Here is a 22392-nt window from a genome sequence, read left to right on the forward strand (position 1 = left end):
CTCACCAAACCATAAGACCGCGGCCGACGCCATCCACGCCACCCCGCAAAAAGCCGAAAATCGCCGCCAGAACGACCGCGGCGACGTATCCGTCGAGACGATCGAGCAACCCGCCATGCCCGGGAATGATGTGGCTGGAGTCCTTGACACCGAAACGCCGCTTCACCGCGGACTCAAAGAGATCGCCAAGCTGCGAAACGATCGAAAGAACAGCGCCCAGCAACAGAGTCGGGCCGGTCTCGCCGAGACCGAACGCCACAAATGCTTCGGCGACGAGAAGGCTCGCCGCAAACCCGCCGACGGCGCCTGCCCATGTCTTCTTGGGACTGACCCGCGGCCAGAGCTTCGGTCCGCCGATGCCGCGGCCAGCGAAATAACCGCCGATATCGGTCACCCACACCACCAGAAGGATCAGCATCAGCGCGACAAATCCCCAGGCCTGATCGAGGCGCACCAGCACGGACCCAATCTCGGCCGCGGCGGCATAGAAAAATCCCGCCGCAATCCAGCTCCTCCGCTCCGGCGAGAACAGCGCAACGGCAACCAGGCCGAGCGCCGATGCACCCAGCGAAGCATCGATCCATCCCAGCGTGAGACACAATCCGGCGATCGCAAGCGCGATAACGCCTGAAGCGACCGCGCCCCTCTTGCGCCCCGCCCCCACGATCATCAGCCATTCAACATAGAGGCCGATCGCTGCCAGCGTGACCAGGGCGGTCCACATCCATCCACCGGCATAGGCGATCGCGATAGCGGCAGGCGCCAGCACCATCGCGACGATGACACGCGTCATGAGATTACGCGAGCCCCGCTCCGCAACGGCCGCCGGCGCGGCTTCGCCCTCGGTCACGATCCGGTTTTCGCGGCCAGACCGCCGAAACGGCGTTCCCGCCTGGCGTATTCGGCGATCGCGCCTTCGAGCGCGGCTTTGTCGAAATCGGGCCAGTGAATCGGCACAAATACGAGTTCGCTGTAAGCGGCCTGCCACATCAGGAAATTCGACAGCCGTTGCTCACCGCTGGTGCGAATGATCAGATCCGGATCGGGAATATCGGGTGCATCGAGGTATTGACCAAGTGCGTCGGCGTCGATTGAGGCGGCGTCCCGCTTTCCTTCCGCAACCTCGCGCGCCAGCCGCTGCGCCGCACCGGCAATTTCCTGCCGCGATCCGTAGTTGAACGCGACCACGAGGTGGAGCTTGGTATTGCCCTTGGTCAGTTCTTCCGCTTCGTTCAGCAGCGCACAGATGTCGGGCTCCAATCCACCGCGTTCGCCGATCACCCGCACCCGCACCCCATCGCGATGCAGCGTCGCCAGATCGTTGCGGATGAAGCGCTTGAGCAGGCCGAACAGATCGCCGATCTCAGTCGCGGGCCGCGACCAGTTTTCCGAGCTGAAGGAAAAAATCGTCAGATAGAGAATGCCGAGTTCGTCGGCGGCACGAACCACGCGGCGCAGCGCATCGACCCCCCGGCGATGGCCTTCCGCGCGCGGCAAACCACGGGCGGCGGCCCAGCGCCCGTTCCCGTCCATGATGACAGCCACATGCAACGGACCGTCGGTTCGATCCGGCTCTTCGGTTGCGGGGGCAGCGGCGTTCGACATCGGTCAATCCTTAGACGCGCTAAACGGTGAGGATTTCCTTTTCCTTGGCCGCAAGCAACTGATCGATCTCCGAAATCGTCCCATCCGTCGCCTTCTGCACATCATTGGCCAGGCGTTCCTGATCGTCCTCGGAAATCTCGTGATTCTTCTCAAGCTTCTTGACCGTATCGAGGCCATCACGGCGGACATGCCGGACCGCTACTTTTGCCGCCTCGGCGTATTTGTGCGCAACCTTCACAAGCTCCTTGCGGCGTTCTTCGTTAAGTTCGGGAATTCTCAAGCGCAGTACCTGCCCTTCCGTGGCAGGGCTTAAGCCGAGATTGGAATCGACGATCGCCTTCTCGACGGCCTTGACCATCGACTTGTCCCACACCTGAACGGAAAGAAGGCGCGGCTCAGGCACGCTGATGGTCGCGAGCTGGTTCAGCGGCATATGGGTGCCGTAGGCGTCGACCTGCACCGGCTCCAGCATCGAAGCCGCGGCACGGCCGGTTCGCAAGCCCCCCAGCTCGTGCTTGAGAGCCTGAGTGGCGCCTTGCATGCGGCGCTTCAACTCGTTGATGTCGAAACTAGTCGTGGGCATAATGCTCTCCCGTCCTGAAACCTGATCGCCGAGGCCGTCACCCTGCGCGGACCCGATATTTGGCAAACCCGTCAGCCGGCGACGATGGTGCCGTGGCCGGTGCCGCGCAGGATCGCGCCTATCGAGCCCGGCTCGGCGATCGAGAACACGATGATAGGCAGCGACGTCTCGCGGGCAAGCGCGAATGCGGTCGCGTCCATGACCTTGTAGCCGCCCTCAATCGCCTGTGAATGGGTCAGGCGGTCAAAACGCTTGGCGGATGGGTCTTTTTTGGGATCGGCACTGTAGACGCCATCGACATTGGTCGCCTTCAGCACCGCCTGCGCGCCGATTTCGGCCGCCCGCAGCACCGCCGTGGTATCTGTGGTAAAGAACGGATTGCCGGTTCCACCGCCGAGCAGCACGATTCGGCCCTCGGCGAGATATTTGTACGTCGCGGCCCGGGTGAAAAGCTCTGAGATCTGCGGCATCACGAAAGCCGACAGGGTCCGTGCCGGCGCCCCCCGCCGTTCGATCGCGGCTTCCAGTGCAAGGCAGTTCATCATGGTGGCGAGCATGCCCATGGTATCGCCGGTGGGGCGGGACACGCCGCGCGCGGATACCTCCACCCCGCGGACGATGTTACCGCCGCCGACCACAACGCCAATTTCGGCACCCAGTTCGCGGGCGGCAATCAGCTCGCCGGCGATCCGGTCGACGGTTGGCTGATCGATGCCGAAGGATTGCGCGCCGGCGAGATATTCGCCCGAGAGCTTGATCACCACGCGACGATAGACCGGCTCAGCCATTGCGTTTAGCTTCCCTTCCCGCGGGCTGCTCCCGGCGCGCCCCCGCCGGAAGAAGTCTTCCGGCGGTTACTTCTTGCCGCTGGCAGCAGCGACCTCGGCCGCGAAATCCGATTCCTGCTTGTCGATTCCCTCGCCCAGAGCATAGCGCACAAATCCGGTCACCTTGATCGGTGCGCCAACCTTACCCTCAGCTTCTTTCACGGCCTGGGCGACCGATTTGCCGCTGTGCTCGGCATGGATCGAGGCCTGTTCAAGCAGGCAGACTTCCTTGTAGTAGGTCTTCAACCCGGACTCGACGATCTTCTCGATCACGTTCTCCGCCTTGCCCTGCTGGCGGTATTTGTCCGCGAGCACGTCCTTTTCGCGCTGCACGGCGGCGGGATCCAACCCGGCCGGATCCAGCGCCTGCGGATTGGTCGCCGCGACATGCATGGCGAGCTGACGGCCGAGCACGGCCAGTTCATCGGTCTTGCCAGCGGATTCGAGGGCCACGATCACACCCATCTTGCCGGCGCCTTCGATCACGGCATTATGAACGTAACTCGAGACTACGCCCTTGCCGACTTCGAGCGAAGCCGCGCGGCGTAGCGTCATGTTTTCGCCGATCGTCGCAATCGCGTCGGCGATGGCGGTCTCGACCGTCACGTCGCCGACCTTGGCGGCCTTGATCCTCTCCAGGTCGGCGCCGACCTCGAGCGCGACCTGGGCAATCATCTTCACCAACCCCTGGAACTGTTCGTTGCGGGCAACGAAGTCGGTCTCGGAATTGACCTCGACCACGACGCCTTTGACACCGGCGGTCACGGCGCCGATCAGGCCTTCCGCAGCTACGCGGCCGGCTTTCTTCGCGGCTTTCGACAGGCCCTTTTTGCGCAGCCAATCGATCGCCGCCTGCATATCGCCTTCGTTCTCGGCGAGCGCCTGCTTACAGTCCATCATGCCAACGCCAGTGGTCTCACGCAGGTCCTTGACCATCGCCGCTGTGATTATTGCCATCGTCGCGTATCCTTTGCCTGTCAGGGCGGCCGCGGCGCGGCCTTAGCCCTCGCCGCCGTGCGCCACCAGGAATTGAGTCAATTGGAAGCTGGTGGCCGCAATGTTGCGGCCAACGCACGAACGTTATTCGGCTTCCGCGGTCATCGCCTTGGCCTGGGCGACCCAGCCATCGGCTCTGCTCGGAAGTCCGACCTCTTCGCCGATCTTGTGCGCGGTGTCGTGATCGAGTTCGGCCAGCTGCCAGTAATGGAAGATGCCGAGGTCGTTGAACTTCTTCTCGATCGCACCGGACACGCCGGTGAGCTTCTTGAGATCGTCGGCCGCACCGCGCGGACCGGCAAGACCCTGGAAGCCCGCAGGCTGCGGCGCAGCCGGAATTTCCTCGCGGACGGGATGAGCCGAAGCACCGACATCGATGCCCGAATCGCCCTGCGCGCGCGAAATGCCATCGATCACAGCCCGGGCGATCAGATCGCAGTACAGCGTGATGGCGCGACCGGCGTCGTCATTGCCCGGCACCACATAGGTGATGCCCTTGGGGTCCGAATTGGTATCGACGATCGCGGCGACGGGAATGTTGAGCCGCTGGGCTTCCTGGATCGCGATGTCTTCCTTGTTGGTGTCGATCACGAAGATCAGGTCAGGCAGACCGCCCATATCCTTGATGCCGCCCAGCGAACGGTCGAGCTTGTCGCGCTCGCGCTGCAGCGTCAGCCGCTCCTTCTTGGTGTAGGCATTGGCATCGCCGGAATTGAGGACTTCGTCGAGGTGCCGGAGGCGCTTGATCGAACCGGAAATCGTTTTCCAATTGGTCAGCGTGCCGCCGAGCCAGCGCGAATTGACGAAATATTGCGCCGACCGCTTGGCAGCCTCGGCGACGCCGTCCTGCGCCTGCCGCTTGGTGCCGACGAACAGGATACGGCCGCCCTTGGCGACGGTATCGCTGACCGCCTGGAGCGCGCGATGCAACAGCGGCACGGTCTGGGCGAGATCGATGATGTGGATGTTGTTGCGGGCACCGAAGATGTAATCCGCCATTTTCGGATTCCAGCGGTGCGATTGGTGGCCAAAGTGCACGCCAGCTTCAAGCAGCTGACGCATAGAAAAATCGGGAAGCGCCATAGTCTAATTCTCCGGTTGGTTCCTCCGGAAACGTGTGAGCAGACGAGCCTTATGGCCCGGCTGCCACCGGACGGCCTTTTGAGCCATGTTTCCGTGTGAGATGGCGCGGTATATAGCGGTATTTTCGGCATAAGCAAGGAAATAGGGCCGGATTTGGATGCGCCTAAGGCTCGCGAAGCCAGGGTGCGACCGGTCCCTTGGGAGCGGCGCCGCCGGAAAGGTCAACCGAAGTCGTGCCCAAGCAGCATTTCTTGAATTTCATCCCACTGCCGCAGGGACAGGGATCGTTGCGTCCGACAGAGCGCAAGGGCTCGCGGTGGGGCAGCCCGAGCGAAGCCGCCAACTGCAGTTCGGACTGCATTTTGCGCTTGGCTTTCGGCTTGAAGCACGCCCAATCGGACATTTCCGCGATCGTATCGCCCCATAGCGAAAGGTCGCCGTCCGGAACAAGCGGCGGCGCTTCGGGGAACTCAACCGAGTGCTGCAAGTCCTTTTCGAAATCCTCGAAACTAAGCCATCCGGGATTGATCGACCCGCGCAAAAAGGCCTGTTGCACCAGAGGTTTTAGCTCGGTCAATCCCAGCCACGCCACCGCGTCGACCCAGCCGCTCCAAACGTAGCAATCCTTCTGCGGGTCGAGTTGCGCGTAGCAATCACGCAAGAAGGCCGCCGTCGCGTCGCGCGGCAGGTCGCCACGCAGCGTCAGCATGGCGATCGCCTGGCACATCTTGGCGCGGACGTACTCGTCGGCGTCGGAATCCCGAATGATCTCATAGAGGGGATCGGGATCGCCGTCGAAGACGGCCGCCATCACGCGATGGCTCGTCTCAGTGACGCAATCGCCGAGGATCGTATCGAGGACATCGCCCGGCAACCGCAACAAACTTGCCAATGGCCAGTATGCCGATTTTTCACGCCACTCGCCGAGCAGATGAAAAATGAAGAACAGCGCGTTGGGGTCGAGCGGCCCTTGCAGTTCCAGGAAATCGTCGATCATGCGCAGGAATATGGGAACAATGGTCTCGCGATCAGCTTGGGCGGCGCGGATCGCCTCGACCGGCAAACGCCCCGGGACGCCTAACTCCTCGATCACCTGCATGGCATCCATCACCAACTCCTTGATCGAACACCAGATCGACTGCAGTCCTCCAGGGCAACCACCGTCCTACAGGGTCTGCACGTCCACCACGCCCGAGACCGCCTTGATGGCGCCCGCGATCTGCGGCGAGACCTTGAACCGTCCCGGAAGCTTCATTTCCACCTCAGTCTCGAGATCGAGCATCAACACCAGCGACACGTCGCCATCGGCGGCGCCCGTCACCGCCGCGACCGGCTTTGGCTGAGGGCCGCGGCCGGGACTTCCCTGCCCTGCTTCGGGCATTTGCAGCCGCTTGGCGATGGATTCGAGCGACCTGGTGTCGCGGACGAATATGCGCAAACCCTTCTGGGTCTTTGCGGCCGCGGCATCCAGCGGCTCGGCATGCAGCACGCGCGCGCGGACATCCTCGCCCTGCAACTCCGCCCCGAGTTGAAGCAATACCGCAGCCCCCGGCTCCAGCACGTCGCGGTACTGGGCGAGCCCTTCGGAAAACAGCACGGCTTCGAAATGGCCGGTTGGATCGGACAGCCCCATGATGCCCATCTTGTTGCCGGTCTTGGTGCGCCGTTCCATGCGCGACACCACGGTGGCGGCAACCTTGCCTGCGGTCGCGCCGGTTTTGACGGCGCGGGAAAATTCCGCCCATGACTGCACCCGCAACCGTTTCAGCACCGTGGCGTAATCATCGAGCGGATGGCCGGACAGGAAAAATCCGATGGCGTCGTATTCGCGCCGCAGTCGCTCGGCCGGCAGCCATGGCTCGACCTGAGGCAGCATGATGGTCGGCGCGTCGGCCGCGCCGCCAAACATATCGTTCTGCCCCATGGTCGCAGCCTCGTGGCTGCGCTGGCACGCCGCCAGGATCGCGTCCGCGCCGGCGAATACCCTGGCGCGATTGGAGTCCAGCGCATCGAAAGCGCCGGCGGCGGCAAGGCTCTCGATCACCCGCTTGTTGATCGCGCGCGGATTAACCCGGCTTGCAAAATCGGCCAGCGATGTGAACAGCCCTTCCTTGCGCGCTTCCACGATCAGTTCGACGGCCTGGTGGCCGACGCCCTTCAGGCCCGCGAGCGCGTAATAGATGGTGCGGTCGCTGACCTCGAAAGTGGGGCCGGAACGATTGACCGAAGGCGCCTCGACCTTGATCCCGAGCCTTTGGGCTTCGGCCCGAAACTCACTGAGCTTGTCGGTGTTGCTGAGATCGAGCGTCATCGACGCCGCCAGGAATTCAACCGGATAATGCGCCTTCATGTAGGCGGTTTGATACGACACCAGAGCGTACGCCGCGGCGTGACTCTTGTTGAAGCCGTAGTCGGCAAACTTCGCGAGAAGTTCGAAAATCGTGTCGGCCTGCCCTTTCGAGACGCCGTTCTTGACTGCGCCGGCCACGAAGCCTGCGCGCTGCTTCTCCATTTCCGAACGGATCTTCTTGCCCATCGCGCGCCGCAACAGGTCGGCTTCGCCGAGCGAATAGCCGGCCATGACCTGGGCGATCTGCATCACCTGTTCCTGGTAGATGATGACGCCGAACGTCTCCTTCAGGATCGGCTCGAGCATGGGATGCAGATATTCAGGCTCTTCGTCGCCGTGTTTGCGGGCGCAATAGGTCGGAATGTTCGCCATCGGGCCGGGGCGATACAGCGCCACCAGCGCGATGATGTCCTCGAAGCGGTCGGGCCGCATGTCGACCAGCGCGCGCCGCATGCCCTGGCTTTCAACCTGGAACACGCCGACCACGTCGCCCCGTGCCAGCATCTGGTAACTGGCGGCATCATCGAGTGGCAGGGTCGCGAGATCGATATCGATTTCACGCTGCTTGAGCAGTTTAACGGCGACGTCCAGAACCGTCAGGGTTTTGAGACCGAGGAAGTCAAATTTCACGAGACCCGCTGGTTCAACCCATTTCATGTTGAACTGGGTCACCGGCATGTCGGATTTCGGATCGCGGTAGAGCGGCACCAGTTCGCTCAAGGGCCGGTCGGCGATTACGATGCCGGCGGCGTGAGTAGAAGCGTGCCGGGTCAGGCCTTCGAGGCGCTGCGCAATGTCGAAGGCGCGCGCCACCACCGGGTCCTCGTCGCGAAACGCCTGCAGCTTCGGCTCGCTCGCGATCGCCGCCGCCAGCGTCACGGGCGCCGCCGGATTCTGCGGAACCAGCTTGGTCAGCTTGTCGACCTGGCCGTAGGGCATCTGCAGCACCCGCCCGACATCGCGCAGCACCCCGCGCGCCTGTAGCGTGCCGAAGGTGATGATCTGCGCGACCTGATCGCGACCGTAGCGCTGCTGTACGTAATCGATCACCTCGCCACGTCGGTCCTGGCAGAAATCGATGTCGAAGTCGGGCATCGAAACGCGTTCAGGATTGAGGAAGCGCTCGAACAGGAGGCCGAACCGGATCGGATCGAGATCGGTGATGGTCAGCGCATAGGCGACAAGTGAGCCTGCGCCCGAACCGCGGCCGGGTCCGACCGGAATGCCTTCGGCCTTCGCCCATTTGATAAAATCGGCGACGATCAGAAAATAACCCGCATAATTCATGCGAGTGATGACATCGATCTCGAAGGCGAGCCGGGCGCGATAGTCTTCCTCGGAGGAGCCAGGCGAAAGGCCGTGGACCTTGAGCCGGTTGCTCAACCCCTCCTCGGCCTGGCGACGCAATTCCACCGCCTCGTCACTTTCGGCATCGGCAGCGCCGGCGCCGGCGCCGACCGTGAACCGCGGCAGGATCGGCTTGCGCGTGAGGGGGCGGAACGCGCAGCGCTCGGCGATCTCGACGGTAGACGCCAGCGCTTCCGGCACGTCAGCGAACAGCACCGCCATTTCGGCGCGGGTCTTGAAGCGGTGATCCGGCGTCAACTGCTCGCGGTCGGTCTCGGCGACAAGGCGGCCACTGGCAATGCACAGCAGCGCGTCGTGGGCCTCGTAATCATCAGCGGTTGCGAAATACGGCTCATTGGTCGCGACAACAGGCAATCCCTTGGCATAGGCGAGATCGATCAGGCCGGCCTCGGCGCGGCGTTCCTTCTCGAGGCCGTGGCGCTGCAACTCGATATAGAGCCGGTCGCCGAACAGGCTCGCCAGCCGGTCGCAGCGCACGGCCGCAAGCGCGGCGTGGTCGGCATTGATCGCCAGCGAGATCGGCCCGTCCGGGCCCCCGGTCAGGACGATCAGGTCCTCGGCGTCGCCTTCCAGCCATTCGAACTTGATGTGGGGGGACTGATGGATCGGAGTTTCCAGGAACGCCCGCGAATTCAGCCGCATCAGGCTGCGATAGCCGCGCTCGCGCGCCGCCAGCAGCACGATCCGCGCCGGCGCCGCGGCCAGCGCATTGCGCGCGCTCGGGTCCTGGTCGCCGAAATCGACCGCCAGCTCGCAGCCGATGATCGGCTGGAGGCCGTAGCCGGCCATCTTGTCGGAGAATTCCAGCGCCCCGAACATGTTGTCGGTGTCGGTCAGCGCCAGCGCCGGCTGGCGGTCGGCTTTCGCCAGCTCGCCGAGCTTCTGAATCTTGATCGACCCCTTCAGCAGCGAATAGGCCGAATGGACGTGGAGATGGACAAATCCGGCATTGGATGGGGTTGCCGAAGGCTTTTGCATCATGGACTTCTGGGGTCACTGGGCTTGAGGGAGCGGAAGCCGCCGTAAAGGCCGACTCGCCCCGCAATGGTGGTGCCTCAGAGCTGTGGTGTCCACGCCGAACGCGCAATTGTGGCTCGCCGTCCGGCTTTTCCCCAGGCCGCAGGACCTGCCCCAGGAGTCGGTTCTCAAAGCTGGGGAATTAGCTGCGCCCAGACCGCGATCATCCCAACAAACAGCGTAATCGACGCCAGCGCCGCCGCCTCTTCCATGAAAACCTTCAACATGCCGGCCCCCTGAACATAAGAAGAACATTGTTCCCAGTTTGTTCTAGGAGTCAAGGGCCGGTAGTGGGTCAGTCTGGAATCTGGTCCCAAAATAAGGGGCTTGGTTAATCCGGCTCCCGTCCGCCTGCTGGCGCTGCGAGTGCGGGGATGGGGAGCGGAACCTTAGCCATAGTCACGGCCTCCGCGAGCATCCTGGCTGCCACCTTTCTCCGGCACGCATTCGAAAAGCGTAAGGAGGAAAAATACCGGAGATGGCAGGCTCAATCTTTTGGGGCATGGTTCCTTTTGGAGTAGTCGCTGTGAGGCGGCAACGGGATTTCTCCAATGCGAATACAAAACTCTCTTTGGGCGCTGTCGGCGCTGCCTTCGGTACGGCTGCTTTCATTTGGCTCGGATATATCGTGCGTCAAGCAGGTGTTCAGACAGAAAAGGGGGGCTTCAATGCAAAACGATAAACCGGCACAGTTGGCAGCGAGGTAGAAGCATTTCCTAGCAGAACGGACATTCAGTTCAGCGTATGGCCATAGGAAATGGTCGCTCCACCAGATGGTCGATGCCCGTTGAACGGCGTCGGCTGTGATCGTCGGGCCTGGCGGAAGATGATTTTATCTGGCGTGTTCTAACAGCCACGCCCGCGATTTTTCTTCGATCTACCGCGGTTCGTCACACTCTTTTTTCAAATCCAAAAATCGTATCGACGTCCCCGCAACGTCACAGAACGCTCACGGAATGGCGCTGCCGGATTGCGTATTACGGGTACGCAAAATCGTGAGTTGACGGCAACCCGTGCGTCCGGCTTGGGTTACCTCCAAGGAATCGATTGAGCAAACGGCTGCGGCCAACACGGAGGTTTCATGCGTAACGTCATTTTGGCTTTGCTGGCCGCGAGCGGACTGGCCATGGTGGGCACTGCACCGGCTTCAGCCGTCGGCACCCGCTATCCGTTTTGCATTCAGGGCGACGAATATCCGGGACTGAGCAATTGCACCTTCACCAGCTATGAACAGTGCGAGGCCAGCGCTTCGGGGCGTCGTCTCTATTGCATGGCCAATCCCTATTACAACGCCGGTAGCGAGCCGCGCGGCAACAAAGGCCGTAATCGCACCACCTCCGTCTATCCCTCCTACTGAACAAAACGGCGCCGCCGAATTCGCACGACCCGGCCTGCAACGCGCGAACGTGAATTGACTGGAAGCCGTGAACTCGGTCTGCTTGCGGACGAGGGACAGCGTGCGAAACCGAAAACGGAGGAGACCAATGCGTAGGGCATCTTGGGCACTGGTCGTTTGCTGCGCCGCCTCGGTCATCAGCACGCTGCCTGCCGCGGCGCGGGATTTGCCGTTCTGCATCAAGGGTTGCGATTTTGAAGGTGGCGGCGGGGTGGGCGACTGCAGCTTTATGACTTATCAGCAGTGCCAGGCCACTGCTTCCGGCCTGACCGCCACTTGCGCGGCAAACCCCTATTACAGCGCCAAGGCCGAACTGCAGCCTAATCGCGCCCGTATGTCGCGGCGTAAATTCTGATGCGCCTTCCCGCCTTGGCGATTTCGGCGATCGGAGCGCTCTCGGCGGCAACGCCGGCACGGGCACAGACCTACGACCCTCATTATCCGGTTTGTCTGCACGTCTATGGTGTGCCCACCTACTACGAATGCCGCTACACCACGCTGGCCCAGTGCGGGCAATCCGCTTCCGGCCGCGCGGCCCAGTGCGTCGTCAATCCATATTTGGCGAACGCTGGAGCGCCGGTGGGACCGCGGCACCGCCATCGCCACGTCTACTAGACAAGATTAATCCAGCTCGACGACCTGACCGTCCACCAGCGACACCCGGCGGTCCATCCGGCCCGCCAGTTCCATGTTGTGCGTCGCGATCAGCATCGCCACCCGGGTCGCCTTGACCAATTGCATGAGCGCGTGAAACACGTGGTCCGCGGTATTCGGATCGAGGTTTCCGGTCGGCTCGTCCGCCAGCAGCGCCCGCGGCGCATTGGCGACCGCGCGCGCGATCGCCACCCGCTGCTGCTCGCCGCCCGACAGTTCCGCCGGGCGGTGCTTGATGCGATCGCCCAAGCCCAGATAGGCGAGGATTTCGGTGGCGCGTTTGACGGTCTCGGCGCGCTTGAGGCCGCGGATCATCTGCGGCAGCATGACGTTTTCCAGCGCGGAGAACTCCGGCAGCAGCCGGTGCGATTGATAGACGAAGCCGATATCGGTGCGGCGGATCTGGGTCCGCTCGACGTCGGATAATCCCGAAGTCGCCGTGCCGCCGATATACACTTCGCCGTCATCGGGACTTTCGAGCAGGCCGGCGATATGCAGCAGCGTCGATTTGCCCGCCCCCGACGGCGCCACCAGCGCGACCGACTGGCCCGCCCACAGCGCGAGCTTGGCGCCGTTGAGGATCGTCAGCGTCGTCTCCCCTTGCGTGTACTGACGCTTTATCTCGTGGAGATAGACGACCGGCACATCTTCCGCCCCCTGCTCCATCTGTCCCTCACTCGTACCGGAGCGCTTCGACGGGATCGAGGCGAGCGGCACGCCACGACGGATACAGCGTGGCGAGGAAAGACAGCGTCAGCGCCATGATCACGACCGCGCTGGTCTCGCCGAAATCAATCTCGGCCGGCAGCTTGGAGAGAAAGTAAAGCTCCGGCGAAAACAATTCGGTGTTGGTCAGCCAGGACAGGAACTGCCGAATCGATTCGATATTCAGGCAAATCAGCATGCCGACCAAAAACCCGGTCAGCGTCCCAACCACGCCGATCGCGGCACCCGTGATCAGGAATATCCGCATGATCGACCCTTGCGACGCGCCCATGGTGCGCAGGATCGCGATGTCGCTGCCCTTGTCCTTCACCAGCATGATCAGGCCGGAGACGATATTGAGCGCCGCGACCAGCACGATCATCGTGAGGATCAGAAACATCACGTTGCGCTCGACCTGCAGCGCATTGAAGAAGGTCGAATTGCGCTGCCGCCAGTCTACCAGGAACACCGGCCGTCCGGCCGCTTCGGTCACGGTCTTGCGGAAGGTGTCGATCTTGTCCGGATTGGTGGTGAACACCTCAATCGCGGTCACGTCATTGTTGCGATTGAAGTAGGCCTGCGCCTCCGCAAGCGGCATGAACACGAAGCTCGCATCGTACTCCGACATGCCGATCTCGAACACCGCCGTGATCTTGTACGGCTTGATGCGCGGTGTGGTGCCCATCGGGGTCACCGCACCGCGCGGCGCCACCAGAGTGATGGTGTCGCCGGCATGCAGCGACAGCGTATCGGCAAGCCTTCGGCCGATCGCGACGCCCTGCCCCTCGTCGAACCCTTCGAGTGTGCCCTGCTTGATGTTCTTGGCGATCGAGGTGAGGTTATTCAGGTCGTCGGCGCGAATGCCGCGAACGAACACACCGGACGCATTGAACGGCGAGGATGCGAGCGCCTGGCCATCAACGACCGGCGCCGCCAGCCGGATGCCCGCGACCTGGCTGATGCGCTCGGCGACGTCCTTCCAGTCGGTTAGCGGCGATTCCAGCGGCTGCACCAACAGATGGCCGTTGAGGCCGAGAATCTTGTCCAGCAATTCCTTGCGGAAGCCGTTCATCACGGCCATCACGATGATCAGCGTGGCGACGCCAAGCATGATGCCCAGGAAGGAGAAACCGGCGATGACGGAGATAAATCCTTCCTTGCGACGTGCCCGCAAATAGCGTCCCGACAGCAGCCACTCGAATGGCGCGAAAGGTGGGGTTCGAATTGGCTCGCTCATGGATTCATCCATAGTCCGATTTTCACACGATTCGGGCTAATTGTAGCCGCAACTGCTGATATTCCGGCACGCGCGGTGGATAACCGTCACGAGGTCAGCCGCGCCACGACATCCGCCGGGCTGAGATTCTCGCGCGTCCCGTCGCTGCGCCGCTTCATCTCGATCTTGCCCTCGGCAAGCCCTTTCGGGCCGACCAAAATCTGCCAGGGAATACCGATCAGGTCGGCGGCAGCGAATTTGGCGCCGGCGCGCTGGTCGGTGTCGTCGTACAGGACCTCGACGCCCTTGGCCGTCAGCTCGCGATAAAGCTGATCGCACGCCGCATCCGTGTCGGCGGCGCCCTGTTTCAAATTCAGGATCGCCGCCTTGAACGGGGCGACCGCCTCCGGCCATTTGATGCCGGCATCGTCATGGCAGGCCTCGATGATCGCGCCGACCAGACGCGAGACGCCGACGCCGTAGGAACCACCATGGACCGCCTGTTCGGCGCCGTCAGCGCCCGCGACCAGCGCTTTCATCGTGTCCGAATACTTGGTGCCGAAGTAGAAGATCTGGCCGACCTCGATGCCCCTGGTGGTCACCTTCTTCTCGGCGGGCACTTCGCGGTCGAAACGGGCGGGATCGTGGACGTCCTCCGTCGCGGCATAGACCGAGGTCCATTGCTGGATGATCGGGGTGAGATCGCCATCATAATCGACCTCCTCGCCCGGCACCGGCAGATTGAGCACGTCGCTGTCGCAATAGACAGCGGATTCGCCGGTCTCCGCCAGCACGATGAATTCGTGGCTGAGGTCGCCGCCGATCGGACCGGTTTCGGCACGCATCGGGATCGCTTTCAATCCCATCCGCGCAAAAGTCCGCAAATAGGCGACGAACATCCTGTTGTAGGAGCGCCGCGCCGCGGCTTCGTCGATATCGAAGGAATACGCATCCTTCATCAGAAATTCGCGGCCGCGCATGACACCGAAACGCGGGCGCTGCTCGTCGCGGAATTTCCACTGGATGTGATAGAGATTGAGCGGCAGGCTTTTGTACGACTTCACATAGCTGCGAAAAATCTCGGTGATCATTTCCTCGTTGGTCGGACCAAACAGCAGCTCACGCTTGTGCCGGTCGGTGATGCGCAGCATCTCCGGACCGTAGGCGTCGTAGCGGCCGCTTTCGCGCCAGAGGTCGGCCAGCTGCAGCGTCGGCATCAGCAGCTCGAGGGCCCCTGCCCGGTTTTGCTCCTCGCGGACGATTTGTTCGATCTTCTTCAGCACCCGCAGACCCAACGGCAGCCAGGCATAGATGCCTGCCGCCTCCTGCCGAATCATGCCCGCGCGCAGCATCAGGCGATGCGAGACGATCTCGGCCTCTTTCGGATTCTCTTTCAGGATGGGCAGAAAGAACCGCGACAATCGCATGGGACACCAGAAGAATCGGTCAAACACGGGGAGCCAGCAGTGAAACCGGATCGGGTGTAAAAACACAAGGGCGGGGATTAGGAAAAGCCGCTAAGGCAGCGGATTTCCTGTCGTTTTGCGGATCACATTGAGGGCGCGAATAAGGCGCGAGCGCGTCACAAACCGAGGGATGATGAAAAAACCTCAAGGGTCTTTCAGCGCGCCGGCACGTCGAAATCGTCCTCCAGCGTGATCTGCTGGAAGTCAGTGACCAGGGCGTCGATGCGCAGGTGCCAGCGGCCTGGATGGGGAATCGGGACATCGCGCAGGTGCCAATAGCCGTCGGCGCCGAGCGTGGCCCTGCGCTCCAGCGGTTCGATGCCGAGTTCGGGCAGGCTCAACGTCAGCGTGGCTTCCTTCGCTGACAGCGGACTAGCGTCACCGTTCATCAGTTGCACCACGAAACTGTCGCTGCCGACTTTCGCGGGTGAAACCAGAACCTGAAACATCGCGTTGTCCGTATGCATGTGGAGCCCTAGCGGCGGCTGGACGGCCGCCGCGCGCGGCGGCGGCGTAAAGCGCCAGCCGGCGACAACGGCCAAAATTCCTGCCACCACCATGCATTCGATCAGGATCGATTGAATCAGCGGTCGCGTGTTGAGGTGATCGAAGGCGAGCGCGGGTGTAAGTCGGAAGCGGTTGAGCGCCGCAAGTCCCAGCAGCGCCACAACCAGCGTTAGTTTGATCGACAGGATGATCCCGTATTTGGTCTCCACCAGCGCGCGAAAGCTCTCCATCTGCGCGATCGCGAGCGCAAGCCCGGCCAGCAACAGGACGGCCACGACCGGCACCGCGCCGCGTGAAAACCGGTTCAACACCGGAAGCAGCGCGGGTGTCGGCCTCCACGTCATCGCAACCAGCGGCACCAGCGCGCCGACCCAGAAGGCAACGCCGACGCCGTGGAGGAACACCAAAGGCCGCGTCGCCCATTGTGGCGGCGCGGTGGCAGCGTGACCGCTAGCTGCCAGTGAAAACCCGGCGCCGGCTATCGCCAGGACCGACAGCGTGCGCGCAACGCGCACCGACCGATTTCGTTGCGCGACGAAGCCTGCGGCCATCGCCGCCACTGCGATCAGCAGCGATGGGCCGAGACTGGTGGCCAGCGCGGCCTTCCACGGCGTCGATATCAAAATGTCTGGCAGCGGAAGATCCAGCACATCGAGGCCATCAAGCCCCAGCGAGGCCGCCGCGCTGAACAGACCGACCACCGTGGCGGCGATGATCGCCGTCGAGCCGGAGCGTGTCTGTCCGACCCAGGTTGCAAAAAACGCCCCGCCGACCCCCACGAACAGCCCGAGATAAACGCCGATCCGCGCCAACCAGATCAGGCCACTAACAGACCCGGCGTTTGTCGGGATCGCCGCGGCTCCCGTCACGGCGCCGATCGAAAACAGCATCGAACCCGCGACCGGGTGTCCGTCTGCCGAGATCACGCGATAGCTCACGACCTGGGTGCCACGCGGCAGGTTCTCCGGCAGGGTGATAACGATGGTTTCGTCGCTGGCGCGCACAGCGGCATCGTCACGCGTCCTGCCGGCGGCATCGATCAGACGGATCACGGCCGGCGTCACCGCCTCATTGAATCGCAATTGCACGGTCTTCGGTGTCTGCGCCAAGACACTGCCGTCGCCGGGTTCCGTCGAGACCAACGAAGCATGCGCGGATGCAACCGTGGCGAAACAGAGAACCGACAGCAGTGCCACCAGGCCGGCGATCAGGCGCATCATCCGAGCCGGTTAAGGTTTCGGCATCAGTTTGACACCTGGCGCCGGCGACTTGCTCTCATGGGCGCTGGCTTCGGCGGGAATGTCGATCCAGCGGCTGATCCCCTGCTCGCATTCCTGCACGGTGGGAAAATACAGTGTGGTGTTCGGCTTCAGAGTAGCGGTCAGATAAGTGCTGATGACGAACTCGTCGTAATTGTCATCGGACAGCTTGCCGCCGCTCCACACCACCTCCCTTACGCCATCCGACAATTTGGCGCCGTGATAGTCGTAATCGCCTGCGTATTTGCCCTTGATCGCCTCGACGTTCCAGCCGGGCTTCGGCATCGGCTTCACCGCGATCACGCCTTCGGGAATTTGAACGCGGATCTTGATGGTGGCCGAACCGGCGCAACCGTGCGGCACGGCGAACACCGCTTTGTACGACGAACCAATCGTCGCCTCGCGGTTTTCCAGCGTGATATGCGCACTGGCGGGTGACGCCGCGAACGCGGCGATAGCAGCGAGAAACCACGAGTAGTTGGTTTTCGACATCACCCGCCTCACATCTTCATGCCGTTGGGCATCTTTTTCATGTCCATGCCGCCGGACGCGCCGCCTGGACCCTGCGCACCCACGCCCTGCACGTCGAGCGAGAGCTGGACCTTGCCGGCCTTCTCGAATTCCAGTGTCACCGGCACCTTGTCGCCCTGCTTGAGCGGGCTCTTGAGATCGAACATCATGAGATGATATCCGCCGGGCGCGAGCTTCACGGTCTTGCCGGGATCGATTGTCAGGCCCTTGTCGAGCGGCCGCATCGTCATCACGCCATTGTTCATGGCCATCTCATGAACCTCGACCTTGCCGGCAATGTCAGCCGAAATACCGACGAGACGATCCGGAGCCGAGCCCTTGTTCTCGATGGTCAGATATCCGCTGCCGATTTTCGCGCCCTTCGGCGTGGCGCGGCTCCATGCCTGGGTGATCGTGAGATCGCCGGCCTTGACCTCCTCGGCGCGCGCGGGCGCGGCGATCAGGGCTGAAAGCAGAGCGGCGTATGCGAGGCTGCGTGGGATTAGTTTCATGGGATGTTCCTTACCATTGTTTGCATTTGCATTGCCGTCATTGTGAGGAGCGGAGCGACGAAGCAATCCAAACTTTCGTGTCCGTGCGCTCGCAATGACAGTCTCAACTCTCAGAACGTGTATTTACCCGCCAGCACGTAAGTCCGTCCCGGGAATGGATGGAACAGGAAGTACTGTTCGTTGAAGAGATTATCGATCCCGAAATCGAACGAGAAATTCTTGGTCGCGGTGTAATGCACCTTCATGTCCGCCACGAAATAGTTGTCGAAGGCACCATAGACGTGTGAGACGATGTCGGTGTTATCCAGCGTCGAATATTGCTTGCCACTGTAACGCGCAGCGACCGTGAAGGCCCAGCTTTCGTTCGGCCGATAGGTGACCCCGAACCTGGCGCGCCAGTCCGGCACATAGGGGACGCGTTTGCCGACCACGGTATCGGGCGCCAAGGTCAGCGGATTGACTCCGTCCCAGGTCGGATCGGACAAAATCCTGGAATCGACATAGGTCACGCTTCCGAACACCTGCAGACCCGTGAACAGAACGTTATTCTTGTCAGCCGATAGTTCGACGCCCTGCATCCGGATCGCCGCGACGTTGCTGAAAGTCGTCGCCATCACTTGCCCGCTGTTTACGGTGGTCACGGAATTCGTCTGAGAGATAATCGCGTTGTTGGTTCTCTCCTCGAACAGCGTCAACCTGACACGACCGTCATTCCAGTGGCGCTCGATGTTGATTTCGCCGGTGAAATCCTGCTCCGGCGTCAGCAAGGGGTTGGGAAGAGTCACGACGTTGCTGACCGAAACGTTCTGGTAGAGCTCGGAGACAGTAGGATAACGATAGGCTTCTCCGAAATTTGTCGTGATGTTCCAGTCCTTGTTCGGATCGTAGGACAGCGACGCCTTGGGCGAAAAATTGGTTGAATTGAGTTCGGGTTGAATGGTCGGTGTCGACGACGTGATACCGCCGGCGGAAGTGGTTGACGTGTTGACGTTGAAGCCATCGAGCGCCCGCCAGGTTTCCAGCCGGCCGCCGAGGGTAAGCTTCAGATTGGGAACGATCTTCCAGGCATCCTGCACCCACAACGCCTCGGTGCGGGTCTCGCCCACGCCATCCGAGTAGAGCTGGCCGGTGCCTTCCACCGGCGTCACGTTCCAGACCGCCGACGCGAATACCGGGTTTTCCAGCCGGTAACGGTCGCCATGGAAACCAAAACTGATCTCCTGCGGACCGTCATACCCGAAGGGGCGCCAGATGCCCCTGGCATCGACATTCTGCCAATTGGTGCCGTCGTTGCGCGTGATCTTGCCGTTCTGGGAGAAGCCGACTCCCGTCGGCGTCACGGTGAACGGATTGAGCATGATGTCTTGCAGATAGTTGTAACTGGAGGCCGACAGATCGAAGTCATAGACGCCCTTGGTGTCGCTCTTCAGCGACACGGCGTTGCTGAGATGGGTCTGGTCCCAGGTGTATTTGTTGCTCGCGAAGCCGGACACGCCGCCGAACGTCGGCGCGCCCGTTGCGGTTGAGGTCAGATAGGTCTGCGGGTTGGAAGTCTGGACGTTGTTCCAGATCCCGAGCGAGTACGTCGCCTGCACCAGCGGCGCGACATCGTACGCCAACCTCAGGTTCCCTGACGTCTGTAGCGAATGCGCCAACGCGCCGGTGCCGACGACATCGGCCGTCGTTCCCAGCTTGGTGAGCGCCGGAAAGGTTCCGGTTGTTCCCGCAGGGATCGAGCCGTTGGTCGTATACGTCAACGGCTGCTGATAGCTGTCCAGATAGTTGGCGCTGACGAACCACGACAGCGCGCCGTCGCGGTTGCCGGCGGCGGCACTGGTCTGGCTGGTGACGTAGGTGTCCTTGGTGCCGTATTGATTCCACGGCATCACCGACACCGTCTCTTTCGCGATCGCGAACGGCTTGTCTGGCATCTTCGATGAAATCAGCAGCACGCCGCCGATCGAGTTGCCTGGATAGGCGGCGGAGAACGGCCCGTTGAGAAAATCGACCCGCCCCATCGCTTCCGGCGAAATCAGGTTCCAGTGTGGCGAGGCGCCCGAATTGTTGTTGCCGATCAGCGCGGAGACCAGCAGATCGTCGTAGTAGATCAGCGTGCGCGCGCTGGAATTCAGCCCCCAGCTGCGCGTCGCCAGCACCGCCTGGTTGTCGCCGTCGTTGCGCTTGCGCACGAACAGGCTCGGGAAATATTTGATGGCGTCTTCGGGGTCCTTGAGGTTGATGGTCTCATCGATCTGCTTGGCGGTGATGCTGAAGGATTCCTGCGGCAACTGGAATCGCTGCTTGATCGGAGGGGTGCCCAGCGAGGCCTTCAGCCCGCTCGGATCGCTGTCCACGACAGGCGGCTTGGCCGATGCCGTCGCGACCGGTTTCTTGCGCCTTGCGACGGCGGCCTGACGCTGCTGCCTTTTCGCGGGACTAAGAGCTTGCCGCTGAGTCGGCGCCTCAATGGTAACCGGCGGCAACGACGAATTTGCCGTCTGGGCGCGTGTCGTGGAAGGAAGTGCGCCCAGCGTGCCGCAAAGCACGAGCATGCTGGCGCTACCGAGCGCACGATGACGTAACACAGCTAACATTTGGAATATCCTGACGCTGGCGCCAAGGCCAGCTTACTGAACGGCATCGACCGGCAAGGCGTCGGCCGCACCAATCGTTCGGAGCTTCGCTAGGTCAGGAAATGGTCGGTGGCGCGCGGGCCTGGGCGTGGGAGCCGGCACGCAGGGCCAGCATTGGATCAGCGGCCTCTAGCCACGAGAAGCGCTGGTAGAGACGCTGCAGAGTTACAAAAACGAGCGGGGGTGGCTCGAGGGCAATGGCGCCGACGTGGCCAGCCGCGCAAAACGCGCAGCAACCGCCGTGATCATGTTGCGTCCCGGCGGGGGCGGTCTGGGAATCGTCTGCTGACGTCGCCATTTCCGAGCAGATCGACGACATATAGAGGGGGTCGCTTGCGGCGTCGGCGAACGCGCGAAATGCCGCGATCGGCGCAAACAGCTGCACCAAAATCGCCAATACCACGATTGGAATGAATACTTCCAGCCGTCGCCGCATGAATTTCCTCAAAGCCCCACAGTCGTCGTAGCACCCGCCTCACTGGTTGTCGATATCGCCGGCAGCGGACCGCCGGCGCATGGGCCGGTCCGACTCTTGACATGGCAGCCCGGGAAATAAATCGCGGGCGCTGGAGGACTGGCATCACCTGCACGACCGAACGGGCAGGCTTCGGTGCGGCTTTGAATTCACGAATGCCGGTGATCGCGCTTTCGGCCGGCAGCTTTCTTATTGCCGGCTTCCTGCGGGAGCATCACCACGCGTCCGTATTTGACGCCGCGCTCGGCGATGATGTGGTCTGCGGTGCCGAAATCGGATTGCGGACCAAACTGATCCCGAAGCTGGAGCGTTCGGTCAGCCTGTTCCTGCTCGATTCGGCATCGGAAATCCTGTTTTCCGGCGATGCCGGAGATACCAGCGCGAGCCGGCCGAGCCGCCGCTACGGCGTCGAATGGACCAACGACTACCGTCCGCTGTGATGGCTCAGCCTCGAAGGCGACGTTGCCGTGACGCACGCGCGGTTCCAGGGCGACGACCCGGCGCAGGCCGCGCTCTACGCTTCGCTGGCAGGCTTCCCCGCTGCACAGATCGGTAATGGACCCGGCAATTATATCCCGGGAGCGCCCGATACGGTCGCTTCGGCCGGGATCAGGCAGGGCGAGAAGACTGGCTGGTTTGCCGCGCTGCGCTGTCGCTATTTCGGACCGCGACCGCTGACCGAGGACGACGCCTTTGTCTCGCCGGCGACGGGACTGCTGAACAGGCAACTCGGCTATCGCTTCGATAATGGCTGGAGAATTCAGCTCGACGCGTTCAACCTGCTCAACGGCCGGTCCGACCAGATCACTTACGCTTACGGTTCGCTGCTCAAATCGGAATCGCTGTTTACCATGTGCTTTCCAGCGGCAGGGCGCCGACCGCACCGGCCGTGGTATGCCAGAACGGCGTGATGGACAGCGTGCTGCACCCGGTCGAACCGTTGGCCATCCGCCTGGCCGTTGTCGGCCAGTTCTAATCCCTTGGTCGCAGAGCCTTACCGACCTTACAGCGCCAAAAAACTGACCGAACACAGTTGGTGCAGCTGAATGCAACCCGGGGTGGTCAATTCCCGATCATTTCGTAAACTGCTCGAATTTTGAACAATCGTTGCCGAAAATGGTGACAAGACGAAAAAGATGGTCTACCAGTATGGGCTCAGGCTGGCCGCAAGGTTGAAGTCTGGTGGTCCAAGTCTCGGGAGGAGCCCTGGCGCGCACAAGCAGCGTCGCC

19 protein-coding genes and 1 pseudogene are annotated in these 22392 nt (G+C 62.2%); 4 read left to right on the forward strand and 16 right to left on the reverse strand.

Annotated features, from left to right (window positions below):
* Nucleotide 1 precedes the first annotated feature (1 nt).
* From B5527_RS22005 to dnaE, 8 genes are all read right to left on the reverse strand, one after another.
* Nucleotides 2-850 carry a phosphatidate cytidylyltransferase gene (locus B5527_RS22005; RefSeq protein ID WP_079603408.1) on the reverse strand — a complete coding sequence of 283 codons (849 nt, stop codon included), beginning with the start codon at nt 848-850 and terminating at the stop codon, nt 2-4.
* Entirely contained in the window at nt 847-1605 is a 759-nt protein-coding gene (locus B5527_RS22010) for an isoprenyl transferase (protein ID WP_079603409.1), read from the reverse strand. Before B5527_RS22010 ends, B5527_RS22005 begins: the two co-directional genes overlap by 4 nt.
* Before the next feature lie 19 nt (nt 1606-1624).
* Nucleotides 1625-2188, reverse strand: coding sequence for a ribosome recycling factor (frr, locus tag B5527_RS22015; RefSeq protein WP_079603410.1), 564 nt, complete (start codon nt 2186-2188; stop codon nt 1625-1627).
* 71 nt (nt 2189-2259) lie between these two features.
* Nucleotides 2260-2976 carry a UMP kinase gene (gene pyrH, locus B5527_RS22020; protein ID WP_079603411.1) on the reverse strand — a complete coding sequence of 239 codons (717 nt, stop codon included), beginning with the start codon at nt 2974-2976 and terminating at the stop codon, nt 2260-2262.
* A gap of 66 nt (nt 2977-3042) precedes the next feature.
* Nucleotides 3043-3972 carry a translation elongation factor Ts gene (gene tsf / locus B5527_RS22025; RefSeq protein WP_079603412.1) on the reverse strand — a complete coding sequence of 310 codons (930 nt, stop codon included), beginning with the start codon at nt 3970-3972 and terminating at the stop codon, nt 3043-3045.
* Nucleotides 3973-4095: 123 nt separating this feature from the next.
* Nucleotides 4096-5094, reverse strand: coding sequence for a 30S ribosomal protein S2 (locus B5527_RS22030; RefSeq protein ID WP_079603413.1), 999 nt, complete (start codon nt 5092-5094; stop codon nt 4096-4098).
* Between the two features lie 163 nt (nt 5095-5257).
* On the reverse strand, nt 5258-6202 hold the full coding sequence (locus tag B5527_RS22035) for a DUF1186 domain-containing protein (protein WP_079603414.1): 945 nt from the start codon (nt 6200-6202) through the stop codon (nt 5258-5260).
* A gap of 57 nt (nt 6203-6259) precedes the next feature.
* Complete coding sequence (gene dnaE / locus B5527_RS22040) at nt 6260-9790, reverse strand: DNA polymerase III subunit alpha (RefSeq protein WP_154072441.1); 3531 nt, start codon at nt 9788-9790, stop codon at nt 6260-6262.
* 1120 nt (nt 9791-10910) lie between these two features.
* Between dnaE and B5527_RS22045 the strand changes: the two genes are divergently transcribed.
* The 3 genes from B5527_RS22045 (at nt 10911) to B5527_RS22055 (ending at nt 11840) form a co-directional block, all read left to right on the forward strand.
* On the forward strand, nt 10911-11186 hold the full coding sequence (locus B5527_RS22045; protein ID WP_079603416.1) for a DUF3551 domain-containing protein: 276 nt from the start codon (nt 10911-10913) through the stop codon (nt 11184-11186).
* Nucleotides 11187-11313: 127 nt separating this feature from the next.
* The gene (locus B5527_RS22050) at nt 11314-11580 is read left to right on the forward strand and encodes a DUF3551 domain-containing protein (protein ID WP_079603417.1); all 267 of its coding nucleotides are present in this window, start codon (nt 11314-11316) and stop codon (nt 11578-11580) included.
* Entirely contained in the window at nt 11580-11840 is a 261-nt protein-coding gene (locus B5527_RS22055; RefSeq protein WP_079603418.1) for a DUF3551 domain-containing protein, read from the forward strand. The genes B5527_RS22050 and B5527_RS22055 overlap by 1 nt, the downstream gene beginning before the upstream one ends.
* Nucleotides 11841-11846: 6 nt before the next feature.
* On the opposite strand, the gene B5527_RS22060 is transcribed toward B5527_RS22055, so the two are convergent.
* The 8 genes from B5527_RS22060 to B5527_RS22095 form a co-directional block, all read right to left on the reverse strand.
* A complete protein-coding gene (locus B5527_RS22060; RefSeq protein ID WP_079603419.1) occupies nt 11847-12545 on the reverse strand; it encodes an ABC transporter ATP-binding protein in 699 nt (232 codons plus the stop codon).
* 7 nt (nt 12546-12552) lie between these two features.
* On the reverse strand, nt 12553-13833 hold the full coding sequence (locus B5527_RS22065) for a lipoprotein-releasing ABC transporter permease subunit (protein WP_079603420.1): 1281 nt from the start codon (nt 13831-13833) through the stop codon (nt 12553-12555).
* 74 nt (nt 13834-13907) lie between these two features.
* Complete coding sequence (gene proS, locus B5527_RS22070) at nt 13908-15227, reverse strand: proline--tRNA ligase (RefSeq protein WP_079603421.1); 1320 nt, start codon at nt 15225-15227, stop codon at nt 13908-13910.
* Between the two features lie 194 nt (nt 15228-15421).
* Nucleotides 15422-16990, reverse strand: a complete 1569-nt coding sequence (locus tag B5527_RS22075; RefSeq protein ID WP_079607427.1) for a copper resistance CopC/CopD family protein — start codon at nt 16988-16990, stop codon at nt 15422-15424.
* Between the two features lie 12 nt (nt 16991-17002).
* Nucleotides 17003-17524, reverse strand: a complete 522-nt coding sequence (locus B5527_RS22080) for a YcnI family protein (protein ID WP_079603422.1) — start codon at nt 17522-17524, stop codon at nt 17003-17005.
* A gap of 8 nt (nt 17525-17532) precedes the next feature.
* Nucleotides 17533-18054 (reverse strand): copper chaperone PCu(A)C, encoded by a 522-nt coding sequence (locus tag B5527_RS22085; RefSeq protein WP_079603423.1) that lies wholly within the window; start codon nt 18052-18054, stop codon nt 17533-17535.
* A gap of 110 nt (nt 18055-18164) precedes the next feature.
* Nucleotides 18165-20648: a TonB-dependent receptor gene (locus tag B5527_RS22090; RefSeq protein WP_079603424.1), complete on the reverse strand. Its 2484-nt coding sequence runs from the start codon at nt 20646-20648 to the stop codon at nt 18165-18167.
* A 94-nt stretch (nt 20649-20742) separates the two neighbouring features.
* Nucleotides 20743-21123 (reverse strand): DUF2946 domain-containing protein, encoded by a 381-nt coding sequence (locus tag B5527_RS22095; RefSeq protein WP_079603425.1) that lies wholly within the window; start codon nt 21121-21123, stop codon nt 20743-20745.
* Between the two features lie 302 nt (nt 21124-21425).
* On the opposite strand from B5527_RS22095, the pseudogene B5527_RS22105 reads away from it, so the two are divergent.
* A pseudogene (locus B5527_RS22105) lies at nt 21426-22138 on the forward strand (TonB-dependent receptor domain-containing protein); the annotation flags it as partial.
* Between the last annotated feature and the right edge of the window lie 254 nt (nt 22139-22392).

Source organism: Bradyrhizobium erythrophlei, assembly GCF_900129425.1.
Lineage (GTDB): Bacteria > Pseudomonadota > Alphaproteobacteria > Rhizobiales > Xanthobacteraceae > Bradyrhizobium > Bradyrhizobium erythrophlei_C.